This is a genomic window from Streptomyces sp. NPDC006197 (genome assembly GCF_040613865.1).
In the GTDB taxonomy this organism is placed as follows: domain Bacteria; phylum Actinomycetota; class Actinomycetes; order Streptomycetales; family Streptomycetaceae; genus Streptomyces.
Genome location: NZ_JBEXSZ010000045.1, coordinates 21,528 through 32,450 on the forward strand (window position 1 = coordinate 21,528; position 10,923 = coordinate 32,450).

The following is a 10,923-nucleotide window of genomic DNA, read 5'->3' on the forward strand; positions in this document are numbered from 1 at the left end:
TAGCCTGCGGAGGAAACCCGCAAGTGCGTCCAGAACCACCCCAGGAGCCCCGCATGAACGCTGTCCCGCAGGAGCGGCGCGTCGTCACCGCCATCCCCGGTCCGAAGTCGCAGGAGCTTCAGGCCCGCCGTCTCGGCACGGTCGCCGGTGGCGTCGGTTCGACGCTGCCCGTCTTCACCAAGCGGGCCGGCGGCGGCATCATCGAGGACGTCGACGGCAACCGTCTGATCGACTTCGGTTCCGGCATCGCCGTGACCTCCGTCGGCGCCTCCGCCGAGGCCGTCGTGCGCCGCGCCTCCGCGCAGCTCCAGGACTTCACCCACACCTGTTTCATGGTGACGCCGTACGAGGGTTACGTGGAGGTCTGCGAGGCGCTGGCCGAGCTGACCCCGGGCGACCACGCCAAGAAGTCCGCGCTGTTCAACTCGGGCGCCGAGGCCGTCGAGAACGCGGTGAAGATCGCCCGCTCGTACACCAAGCGCCAGGCCGTCGTCGTCTTCGACCACGGCTACCACGGCCGTACCAACCTCACCATGGGCATGACGGCGAAGAACATGCCGTACAAGCAGGGCTTCGGCCCGTTCGCGCCCGAGGTCTACCGCGTGCCGGTCGCCTACGGCTACCGCTGGCCCACGGGTGCCGAGAACTGCGGTCCCGAGGCCGCCGCCCAGGCGATCGACAACATCACCAAGCAGATCGGCGCCGAGAACGTCGCCGCGATCGTCATCGAGCCGGTCCTCGGCGAGGGCGGCTTCATCGAGCCGGCCAAGGGCTTCCTGCCGGCGATCGTGAAGTTCGCCAACGACAACGGCATCGTCTTCGTCGCGGACGAGATCCAGGCCGGCTTCTGCCGTACCGGCCAGTGGTTCGCCTGCGAGGACGAGGGCATCGTCCCGGACCTCATCACCACCGCCAAGGGCATCGCGGGCGGTCTGCCGCTCGCCGCCGTCACCGGCCGCGCCGAGATCATGGACTCCGTCCACGGCGGCGGTCTGGGCGGCACCTACGGCGGCAACCCGGTGGCCTGCGCCGGTGCGCTCGGCGCCATCGAGACGATGAAGGAGCTCGACCTCAACGGCAAGGCCAAGCGCATCGAGGAGGTCATGAAGACCCGCCTCACCGCCATGCAGGAGAAGTTCCCGGTCATCGGTGACATCCGCGGTCGCGGCGCCATGATCGCCATCGAGCTGGTGAAGGACCCGGCGACGAAGGAGCCGCACGCCGAGGCCGCCGCCGCGCTCGCCAAGTACTGCCACAACGAGGGCGTGCTCGTCCTGACCTGTGGCACCTACGGCAACGTGCTGCGCTTCCTGCCGCCGCTGGTCATCGGCGAGGACCTGCTCAACGAGGGCCTGGACGTCATCGAGGCCGCGCTCGCGACCGTCTGAGGACCGATCCGGCACACGGTGTGAAGACTCTGTGGGGGGCCGATGGCGGGACGCGTTTCCCGCTGTCGGCCCCCCGTTCCGTGACGTACGGTTTCTGCAGATGAGAGAAACACCCCGGGCGGAGCCTCCCCAGCCCCGCCCACACCGTGCCTTCGAGCACACCGCCGGCGCCTCGTGCTCCGGGACTCCTCACCGATCGGATGGCCGCCCGCCCCACACCCCCCGGGGCGCGCGGCAGCCCGATCCCCTCGGCCGCCCTGGAACCACCCCCCCTGTTCCAGGGCGGCCGGCTCTCTTCTCGGCGCTCGTCGCCCTCGCCGTCGTGACCTGGCAGGTGCTCGTCCACGGCCCCTTGGCCAGGCTCGACGAGCGGGTGTCCCGGTCCCTGGTGGGCACGGTCCCCCGCCCCCTGAGCGAACTCGCCTCCGATCTCGGCGACATGACGGTCGCCCTTCCGGTCCTCGCCTGCGCCATGGCGTACGCGGTGTGGCGGGGCCGCCGCTCCGCCGCCCTGCACGCGGGCCTCGCGATGGCGGCGGTCCCCCTTCTGGTGGTCCCGCTGAAGGAGTGGACGGCCCGCCCCGGCCCGCTGGAGCCCTGGGCCCAGGGCTACTTCCCCTCGGGCCACACGGCGACCGCCGCGGTCGCCTACTTCGGCGCGGCCCTCCTCGTGTCGAACCGGCTGCTCCCCGTCGCCGCCGTGCTGACGGCGGTGACGGGGGCCGGGCTGGTCCTGCGGGGCTTCCACTGGCCGCTGGACGTGTTCGCCAGCCTCTGCCTCTCGCTGCTGCTCCTGGGCGCCGGTTCCCGCCGTACGCGTCGGAGTTCCGGCTGAACTCCCCCTGGCCGTACCGGTACCGGTTGACCGACCAGGCGCGACCCGCCGGGCAGGGCCCGGTTCGAGCCCGTGGCCCGTCGCCTCGGATCCGGCCACCAGGCCCCTCAGCCGCCCCCGTCGGGCCGCTCCCCGCCCAGTCGGCCCGCCGCCTCGTGCATCGCCAGCTCCAGGAGGGAGGCGTCGGTGAGGGTGCCCAGGCCGTCCGGCGCCACCAGCCAGCGCACCCGTCCGGTGACCCGTCCGGGGTACGGGGCGACGATCCAGGTGCCGGAGCCCACGCCCCGCACGCCGGTGCCGAGCCAGCGGGCGGCGGTTCCCGGCGGGACGAAGAACCCCATCCGGGCCTCGCCGAAGTCGGCCAGGACCGGTCCGGGCCGGTCCACGAGCCGGGTCAGCACGTCGAGGGCGGGATGGCCGAGCTCTCCCGGCAGGATCAGCACGTCCCAGCGCCTGCCGGCGGGCAGCAGCGCGACCCCGTGGGGGTTGCGCTCCCACTCCCAGCGGCAGGCGTCGGGATCCGGTGCGACCGAGGCCAGCCACTCCACAGCGGCCCTGGTGCCAGAAGCCCCCGTACCAGTCATCGCGACGATCTCCTTCCGTGTGGACGCGGTGTCCACACGGAGAGAGCGGGTACGGGGGCTTCTCTTACGCGGCTTCGCCTACGCGCCGGAAGTGATCTGCGTCACATCCCGGCTCAGCTGTCGAAGCCGAGGCCGAGCCGGTCCATGGCCTTCAGCCACAGGTTGCGCCGCCCGCCGTTCTCGTCGGCGCGGGCGAGCGACCACTTGGTGATGCCGATGCCGGCCCAGGCGACCGGCTCGGGCGGGAACGGCAGCGGCTTGGAGCGGACCATCTCCAGCTCGGTGCGTTCGGTGCGCTCCCCCGCGAGCAGGTCGAGCATCACGTCCCCGCCGAAGCGGGTGGCGCCGACGCCGAGGCCGGTGAACCCGGCCGCGTACGCCACCTTCCCCTGGTGCGCCGTGCCGAAGAAGGCCGAGAAGCGCGAGCAGGTGTCGATCGCGCCGCCCCAGGCGTGGCTGAAGCGGAGCCCCTCCAGCTGCGGGAAGCAGCGGAAGAAGTGCTCGGCGAGCTTGAGGTACGTCTCCGGGCGGTGGTCCATCTCGGCGCTGACCTTGCCGCCGTACGGGTAGACCGCGTCGTAGCCGCCCCACAGGATGCGGTGGTCGGCGGTGATCCGGAAGTAGTGGAACTGGTTCGCGGAGTCGCCGAGTCCCTGCCGGTTCTTCCAGCCGACCGAGGCGAGCTGCTCGGGGCTGAGCGGCTCGGTCATCAGGGCGTAGTCGTAGACCGGGACGGTGTACGCCCTCACGCGCCGGACCAGCGAGGGGAAGACGTTGGTGCCGAGCGCGACCCGGCGGGCGACCACCCTGCCGTACGGGGTGCGGACGCCCATGCCGGCGCCCACCGGGACCAGTTGCAGACCGGGCGTGTTCTCGTAGATCCGTACGCCCAGGTCGAGGCAGGCCCGCTTCAGGCCCCAGGCCAGCTTGGCGGGGTGGAGCATGGCGACGCCGCGCTTGTCCCACAGGCCGCCGAGGAAGGTCGGCGAGTCGACCTCGGCCCGTACGGCGCCTTGGTCCAGGAACTCCAGGCCCTCGGCGAGACCGAGCCGCCCGGCCTCCTCGTACCACTCGTGGAGCTCCTCCACCTGGTACGGCTCGGTGGCGACGTCGATCTCGCCGGTGCGCTCGAAGTCGCAGTCCAGGGAGTAGCGGGCGACGGTCTCCTCGATGGCGTCGAGGTTCCGCCCGCCCATCCGCTCCAGCTTCGGCAGCTCGCCCGGCCAGCGGGCGAGCCCGTTGCCGAAGCCGTGGGTGAGGGAGGCCGCGCAGAAGCCTCCGTTGCGGCCCGAGGCGGCCCAGCCCACCTCGCGGCCCTCGATCAGTACGACATCCCGGGAGGGGTCGCGCTCCTTGGCGAGGAGCGCGGTCCACAGTCCGCTGTATCCGCCGCCGACCACGAGGAGATCGCACTTCTCGGTGCCGGTGAGGGCGGGCAGGGCTCCGGGCTTGCCGGGGTCTTCCAGCCAGAAGGGGACGGGCTGGGCGTCGGAGAGAGATTGTGCAGCGAGACGCATGGCGACTGGGGCCATGGTTTCCAACTCCTTCGGTGCCTGAGACGGCCTTCGCTCAGGCCGTTGCTCAGGCTGTTGCTGTTTTCTTGCGCCGGTTCGTGATGATCTGTCCGGCCATGACCATCAGTACCGCGATGACGAACATCGCCGTGCCGATGACGTTGATCTGAACGGGGGTTCCGCGCTGCGCCGAGCCCCAGACGAACATGGGGAAGGTGACGGTGGAGCCCGCGTTGAAGTTGGTGATGATGAAGTCGTCGAACGAGAGCGCGAAGGCGAGCAGCGCGCCGGCCGCGATGCCGGGCGCGGCGATCGGCAGGGTCACCCGCAGGAAGGTCTGCGTCGGGCCCGCGTAGAGGTCGCGCGCGGCCTCCTCCAGGCGCGGGTCCATGGACATGACCCGGGCCTTGACCGCCGTCACGACGAACGACAGACAGAACATGATGTGGGCGATCAGGACCGTCCAGAAGCCCAGCTCGATCCCCATGTTGAGGAAGAGCGTGAGCAGGGACGCGGCCATGACGACCTCGGGCATCGCCATCGGCAGGAAGATCAGCGAGTTGATCGCGCCGCGCGCCCGGAAGCGGTAGCGGACCAGCGCGAAGGCGATCATCGTGCCGAGGAGGACCGCTCCGACCGTCGCCCAGGCGGCGAGCTGGAGCGAGAGCGAGAGCGACTCGCACATGTCGGCGACGCCGCAGGGGTCCTTCCAGGCGTCGAGCGAGAACTCCTGCCAGGAGTAGTTGAAGCGTCCCTTCGGCCTGTTGAAGGAGAACGCCATCACGACGAGGTTCGGCAGGATCATGTACGCGAGCGTCAGCAGGCCCGCGATGACGACGAGGTTCTTCCGCAACCAGCGCATCAGACCAGGTCCTCCGTTCCGGCGCGGCGGATGTACACGGTGACCATGCCCAGCACGATCGCCATGAGGATGAAGGAGAGCGCGGCGGCCGTCGGGTAGTCGAGCACCCGCAGGAACTGCGACTGGATGACGTTTCCGACCATCTTGGTGTCGGTCGAGCCGAGCAGTTCGGCGTTGACGTAGTCGCCGCTCGCCGGGATGAAGGTGAGCAGGGTGCCCGAGACGACGCCGGGCATCGACAGCGGGAAGGTCACCTTGCGGAAGGTGGTCGCCGGGGAGGCGTACAGGTCCTGCGCGGCCTCGTGCAGCCGGCCGTCGATCCGCTCCAGGGAGGTGTAGAGGGGCAGGATCATGAAGGGCAGGAAGTTGTACGTGAGACCGGTGACCACCGCCATCGGGGTGGCGAGGACGCGGTCGCCCTCGGTCCAGCCGAGCCAGCTGGTCACGTCCAGGAAGTGCAGGGCGTTCAGCGCCTCGACCACGACGCTGTCGTCGGCCAGGATCGTCTTCCACGCGAGCGTGCGGATGAGGAAGCTGGTGAAGAACGGCGCGATGACGAGGACGAGGAGCAGGTTCCGCCAGCGGCCGGCCTTGAAGGCGATGAGGTACGCGAGCGGGTAGCCGAGCAGCAGGCAGAGCAGGGTCGCGGTCCCGGCGTACAGCAGGGAGCGGACGAACTGCGGCCAGTACTCCTGGAAGGCGTCCCAGTAGGTCTGGAAGTGCCAGGTGACCTCGAAGCCCTTCTCCAGGGAGCCGGTCTGCACCGAGGTCGAGGCCTGGTAGACCATCGGCAGCGCGAAGAAGACGAGCAGCCAGATGATGCCGGGCAGCAGCAGCCAGTACGGGACGAGCCGTTTGCGGGCGGAGGGCTTGCGCAGAGCCGGTTCCTCTATCGGAGGAACCTCTTTCGCCAGGGTTGCGGTCACGAGGCGTCCTCCACCGTCTCCACGCCCGCGTCGATGTCCTGCGTCGCGTCGAGGCCGAAGGTGTGGGCCGGGTTCCAGTGCAGGACGACCTGGGCGCCCGGGACGAGCCGCGTGTCGCGCTCGATGTTCTGCTCGTACACCTGGAGCTCCGCGCCCGCCGGCGAGTTCACCACGTACTGGGTGGAGACGCCGATGAAGGAGGAGTCGACGATCCGGCCGGTCACCCGGTTGCGGCCGTCGGCGATCTTCCCCGCGTCGTCGGCGTGCGCGAGCGAGATCTTCTCGGGGCGGACGCCCACGAGCACCTTGCCGCCCTGGCGGACGGCCGGGGTACAGCGGCCGCCGGGGAGCCGGAGCTTGCCGCCGCCCGCCGTGACCACCACCTCGGAGCCCGTCTCCAGGACCTCGGCCTCGATGAGGTTCGAGGTGCCGAGGAAGTTGGCGACGAAGGTGGTCTGCGGGTTCTCGTACAGGTCGGCGGGGGCGCCGAGCTGCTCGACCCGGCCGCCGTTCATCACCGCGACCTGGTCGGCCATCGTCATGGCCTCCTCCTGGTCGTGGGTGACGTGCACGAAGGTGATGCCGACCTCGGTCTGGATCCGCTTGAGCTCCAGCTGCATCTGGCGGCGCAGCTTGAGGTCGAGCGCGCCGAGCGGCTCGTCGAGGAGGAGGACCTGCGGGTGGTTGATGAGCGCGCGGGCCACGGCGACGCGCTGCTGCTGGCCGCCGGAGAGCTGGTGCGGCTTCTTGTGGGCGTGCTCGCCGAGCTGGACGAGGTCGATCATCTCGTCGACCTGCTTCTTCACCGATTTGATGCCGCGGCGGCGCAGGCCGAAGGCGATGTTCTCGGAGATGTCCATGTGCGGGAAGAGCGCGTAGGACTGGAAGACGGTGTTGACCGGCCGCTTGTAGGGCGGGAGGTCGGTGACGTCCTGGTCGCCGAGGAAGACGGTGCCCGTCGTCGGGTCCTCCAGGCCGGCGATCATGCGCAGGGTGGTGGTCTTGCCGCAGCCGGAGGCGCCGAGCAGGGCGAAGAAGGAGCCCTGCGGGACGGTCAGGTCGAGCGGGTGGACGGCGGTGAACGAGCCGTACGACTTGCTGATCCCGGTGAGACGGACGTCGCCGCCGCCAGTGTTCTTTCCGGTGTGAGCAGTCTTGTCAGTCATGGGTTGCTGTCCCAGGGAGTGAGAGAGGTGGACGAGGCCGGACTCAGGCGCCGATGAGCTTGGCGAACTTCTCCTCGTACGCCGTCTCCTCCGCGCTGCTGAGCGAGCGGAAGGCGTGGGACTTCTTGGCCATGGCCTTGTCCGGGAGGATCAGCGTGTTGTTCGCGAGCTCGGGGTCGATCTTGGCGAGCTCGTCCTTCACCCCGTCGACGGGGCAGACGTAGTTGATGTACGCGGCGAGCTGGGCGGCGACGGGAAGCTCGTAGTAGTAGTCGATGAGCTTCTCGGCGTTCGTCTTGTGCCGGGCCTGCGCGGGGACGAGCAGGTTGTCGCTGGACGTGATGTAACCGGCGGACGGGATGGAGAACTTGATGTCCGGGTTGTCCGCCTGGAGCTGGATGATGTCTCCGGCCCAGGCGAGGCAGGCCGCGATGTCGCCCTTGTCGAGGTCGGAGGTGTAGTCGTTGCCGGTGAAGCGGCGGATCTGCTTCTTGTCGACGCCCTTCTGGAGGCGCCCGATCGCCGCGTCGTAGTCGGCGTCCGTGAACTTCCCCGGGTCCTTGCCCATGTCGAGCAGGGTCATGCCGACGGAGTCGCGCATCTCGGTGAGGAAGCCGACCCGGCCCTTGAGCGAGGGGTCGTCGAGGAGCTGGGTGACCGAGTCGACCTTCTTGCCTCCGGTCGCCTTGGCGTTGTAGGCGATGACGGTCGAGATGCCCGTCCACGGGTACGAGTAGGACCGGCCCGGGTCCCAGTCGGGGCGGCGGAACTGGGCGGAGAGGTTCGCGTACGCGTTGGGGAGGTTGGCCGGGTCGAGCTTCTGCGCCCAGCCGAGCCGGATGATGCGGGCGGCGAGCCAGTCGGTGACGCAGATCAGGTCGCGGCCGGTGTCCTGGCCTGCCGCGAGCTGCGGCTTGATCTTGCCGAAGAACTCGACGTTGTCGTTGATGTCCTCGGTGTACTTGACCTTGATCCCGGTGCGCTTGGCGAACGCCTCCAGGGTCGGGCGGGACTTCTCGTCCTCGCTGACGTCCATGTACTCGGTCCAGTTGGAGAAGGCGACGGTCTTCTCCTTGGCCGACACGTCGATGGACGCCGGCCCCTGGCCCTCCCGCTTGGCCGGCGGGATGCCACAGGCGCTCAGACCGGCGAGACCGCCGACCGTGAGCGCTCCGACGCCGCCCGCTCGCAGCATCGAACGGCGGCTGAGGGCGCCCCGGCCGCTCGTCATGCTGCGCCTTATCGCCGCCAGCTGCGCGGCGGACAGGCTGTCGGGCTCGTACTGCTCCATGCGCTGTGCCCTTTCGGGATGGGTGGGCCGCTGGTCGGGCGGCTAATGGCTATCGGTCCCCGAAGATCGTGCGGTGCCAGTCCTTCGCCGCCACCGCGGTGTTGTCGAACATCACGTGCTTGACCTGCGTGTACTCCTCGAAGGAGTAGGCCGACATGTCCTTTCCGTAGCCGGAGGCCTTGGTGCCGCCGTGGGGCATCTCGCTGATGATCGGGATGTGGTCGTTGACCCACACGCATCCCGCCTTGATCTCCCGGGTGGCACGGTTGGCCCGGTAGACGTCACGGCTCCACGCGGAGGCGGCGAGGCCGTAGGGGGTGTCGTTGGCGAGCCGGATGCCCTCGTCGTCGCCGTCGAAGGGCAGGGCCACCAGGACCGGACCGAAGATCTCCGACTGCACGACCTCGCTGTCCTGTGCGGCGCCGGTGATCAGGGTGGGACGGTAGTATGCGCCGTTCTTGAGCTCTCCACCAGGGGCTTCGCCGCCGGTGACGACCGTGGCGTAGCCGCGGGCGCGCTCGACGAAGCCGGCGACGCTGTCGCGGTGGCGGTGGCTGACGAGCGGCCCGAGGTCGGTGTCCGGCGCGAAGGGGTCGCCGACGCGGACGGTCTCCATGAGCTCGGCGACCCGGGCGACGAAGGCGTCGAAGAGCGGGCGCTGGACGTACGCGCGCGTGGCGGCGGTGCAGTCCTGGCCGCTGTTGATGAGGGAGGCGGCGACGGCGCCCTGGGCGGCGGCCTCCAGGTCGGCGTCGTCGAAGACGAGGAAGGGCGCCTTGCCGCCGAGTTCGAGGTGGAGCCGCTTCACGGTGGCGGTGGCGACCTCGGCGACCCGCTTGCCGACCGGGGTGGAGCCGGTGAAGGAGGTCATGACGACGTCGGGGTGGCCGACGAGGTGCTCGCCGACGACCCGCCCGGAGCCGCTGACGACGTTGACGACACCGTCGGGGATGCCGGCCTCCTTCGCCGCCTGCGCGAACATCAGCGAGGTCAGCGGGGTGAGCTCGGCGGGCTTCAGGACGATCGTGTTGCCGGCGGCGATCGCCGGGAGGATCTTCCAGGCGGCCATCTGGAGCGGGTAGTTCCAGGGGGCGATGGAGCCGACGACGCCGATCGGCTCGCGCCGGATGTACGAGGTGTGGTCGCCGGTGTACTCGGCGGCCGACTGGCCCTGGAGGTGGCGGGCGGCCCCCGCGAAGAAGGCGGTGTTGTCGATCGTGCCGGGCACGTCGAACTCGGTGGTGAGCTTGAGCGGCTTGCCGCACTGGAGGGACTCGACCCGGGCGATGTCCTCCGCCCACTCGGCGAGGACGCCGGCGAGACGGTGCAGCGCGTCGGAGCGCTCGCCCGGGGTGGCCCCCGCCCAGGCCGGGAAGGCGGCCTTGGCCGCGGCGACGGCCTCGTCCACGTCGGCGGTGGAGGCGAGCGCGTACGTGTAGACGCTCTCGCCCGTCGCCGGGTCGATCACGCTGTGTTCCTGACCTGAGGTTCCGGCGCGGAGCCTTCCGCCGATGTACTGCGCGCCGTCCGCGAAGCGGTCCGTCACCTGGAAGCGGTTGGTCATGACGCTCTCCGTTGTCCCAGCTCGAATTGAGTGCCGATCCTGACAGAGGGACGACCGCCCAACAAGTGATTCCGTTGTTGCCTTTTGGTTACGCGACGGAATCGGTCGACCATGTGTCGAGGGGCCCGGAAAATCTCCGTACGGAGTGTCCGTGGCGGATGCCAGACTCGCATGTATGAGCAAGATCGAAGAGCTGACGCAGCAGGTCACGAGGGGTGACCGAGTGAAGTGGCTGCACTTCTGGGGCCACCGTCCGCACCCCGACGGGCGTCTCTCGGCCAGCTGTCTGAGCCAGTGGTGGCCGGCGCCCTTCACGGTCGACGGCGTGGCCTACGCGACCGCCGAGCACTGGATGATGGCCGCCAAGGCCCGCCTCTTCCAGGACGCGGACGCCGAGCGGGCGGCGCTGACCGCCCGTACCCCGGCAGAGGCCAAGAAGGCGGGCCGGCTGGTGCGCGGCTTCGACGACGCCGTCTGGGAGCGGGAGCGCTTCGGGATCGTCGTGGAGGGCAGCGTCCACAAGTTCTCCTCGGACGAGGCGCTGCGGGCGTACCTCCTGGGCACGGGAGAGCGCGTGCTGGTGGAGGCCAGTCCGCTGGACCGCGTCTGGGGCATCGGGCTCGCCGCCGACGACCCCCGCGCCCACGACCCGGCCCGCTGGCGCGGCCTCAACCTGCTGGGCTTCGCCCTGATGGAGGCGCGGGAGCGGCTGCGGGGCGACTGACACGGGAAGGACCGAATGGCCTGAAATGCACATGACCTTGATCACGCATGACCCTCTCACCCTGTGAAT

Annotated in this window: 10 protein-coding genes; 3 read left to right on the plus strand and 7 right to left on the minus strand. The window is 69.9% G+C overall.

From position 1 onward, the window contains the following. The first annotated feature begins 53 nt into the window (after positions 1–53). Together gabT and ABZ318_RS16605 are read left to right on the plus strand one after the other, a co-directional pair. A complete protein-coding gene (gabT, locus tag ABZ318_RS16600; protein ID WP_356903171.1) occupies positions 54–1,388 on the plus strand; it encodes a 4-aminobutyrate--2-oxoglutarate transaminase in 1,335 nt (444 codons plus the stop codon). A 100-nt stretch (positions 1,389–1,488) separates the two neighbouring features. Then, positions 1,489–2,223, plus strand: coding sequence for a phosphatase PAP2 family protein (locus tag ABZ318_RS16605; RefSeq protein WP_356903172.1), 735 nt, complete (start codon positions 1,489–1,491; stop codon positions 2,221–2,223). Between the two features lie 107 nt (positions 2,224–2,330). On the opposite strand, the gene ABZ318_RS16610 is transcribed toward ABZ318_RS16605, so the two are convergent. The 7 genes from ABZ318_RS16610 to ABZ318_RS16640 form a co-directional block, all read right to left on the minus strand. After that, complete coding sequence (locus ABZ318_RS16610) at positions 2,331–2,807, minus strand: hypothetical protein (protein ID WP_356903173.1); 477 nt, start codon at positions 2,805–2,807, stop codon at positions 2,331–2,333. A 113-nt stretch (positions 2,808–2,920) separates the two neighbouring features. Beyond that, positions 2,921–4,339, minus strand: coding sequence for an FAD-binding oxidoreductase (locus tag ABZ318_RS16615; RefSeq protein ID WP_356903174.1), 1,419 nt, complete (start codon positions 4,337–4,339; stop codon positions 2,921–2,923). Positions 4,340–4,388: 49 nt separating this feature from the next. Further along, positions 4,389–5,183 carry an ABC transporter permease gene (locus ABZ318_RS16620; RefSeq protein ID WP_356903175.1) on the minus strand — a complete coding sequence of 265 codons (795 nt, stop codon included), beginning with the start codon at positions 5,181–5,183 and terminating at the stop codon, positions 4,389–4,391. Further along, positions 5,183–6,109: an ABC transporter permease gene (locus tag ABZ318_RS16625; RefSeq protein ID WP_356903176.1), complete on the minus strand. Its 927-nt coding sequence runs from the start codon at positions 6,107–6,109 to the stop codon at positions 5,183–5,185. The genes ABZ318_RS16620 and ABZ318_RS16625 overlap by 1 nt, the downstream gene beginning before the upstream one ends. Beyond that, positions 6,106–7,275 (minus strand): ABC transporter ATP-binding protein, encoded by a 1,170-nt coding sequence (locus tag ABZ318_RS16630; RefSeq protein WP_356903177.1) that lies wholly within the window; start codon positions 7,273–7,275, stop codon positions 6,106–6,108. The genes ABZ318_RS16625 and ABZ318_RS16630 overlap by 4 nt, the downstream gene beginning before the upstream one ends. A 43-nt stretch (positions 7,276–7,318) precedes the next feature. Continuing rightward, positions 7,319–8,566, minus strand: coding sequence for a spermidine/putrescine ABC transporter substrate-binding protein (locus ABZ318_RS16635; protein WP_356903178.1), 1,248 nt, complete (start codon positions 8,564–8,566; stop codon positions 7,319–7,321). A 49-nt stretch (positions 8,567–8,615) separates the two neighbouring features. Further along, a complete protein-coding gene (locus ABZ318_RS16640) occupies positions 8,616–10,130 on the minus strand; it encodes a gamma-aminobutyraldehyde dehydrogenase (RefSeq protein ID WP_356903179.1) in 1,515 nt (504 codons plus the stop codon). 175 nt (positions 10,131–10,305) lie between these two features. Here ABZ318_RS16640 and ABZ318_RS16645 point away from each other — a divergent pair, with 175 nt between their 5' ends. After that, positions 10,306–10,854: an NADAR family protein gene (locus tag ABZ318_RS16645; RefSeq protein WP_356903180.1), complete on the plus strand. Its 549-nt coding sequence runs from the start codon at positions 10,306–10,308 to the stop codon at positions 10,852–10,854. The last annotated feature ends 69 nt before the right edge of the window (positions 10,855–10,923 follow it).

Excerpts from the sequence above, each read along its gene's own strand:
- ABZ318_RS16635 (WP_356903178.1), bottom strand. The coding sequence starts at position 8,566 with ATGGAGCAGTACGAGCCCGACAGCCTGTCCGCCGCGCAGCTGGCGGCG.
- gabT (WP_356903171.1), top strand. The coding sequence starts at position 54 with ATGAACGCTGTCCCGCAGGAGCGGCGCGTCGTCACCGCCATCCCCGGT.
- ABZ318_RS16615 (WP_356903174.1), bottom strand. The coding sequence starts at position 4,339 with ATGGCCCCAGTCGCCATGCGTCTCGCTGCACAATCTCTCTCCGACGCC.
- ABZ318_RS16640 (WP_356903179.1), bottom strand. The coding sequence starts at position 10,130 with ATGACCAACCGCTTCCAGGTGACGGACCGCTTCGCGGACGGCGCGCAG.
- ABZ318_RS16620 (WP_356903175.1), bottom strand. The coding sequence starts at position 5,183 with ATGCGCTGGTTGCGGAAGAACCTCGTCGTCATCGCGGGCCTGCTGACG.
- ABZ318_RS16645 (WP_356903180.1), top strand. The coding sequence starts at position 10,306 with ATGAGCAAGATCGAAGAGCTGACGCAGCAGGTCACGAGGGGTGACCGA.
- ABZ318_RS16610 (WP_356903173.1), bottom strand. The coding sequence starts at position 2,807 with ATGACTGGTACGGGGGCTTCTGGCACCAGGGCCGCTGTGGAGTGGCTG.
- ABZ318_RS16630 (WP_356903177.1), bottom strand. The coding sequence starts at position 7,275 with ATGACTGACAAGACTGCTCACACCGGAAAGAACACTGGCGGCGGCGAC.
- ABZ318_RS16605 (WP_356903172.1), top strand. The coding sequence starts at position 1,489 with ATGAGAGAAACACCCCGGGCGGAGCCTCCCCAGCCCCGCCCACACCGT.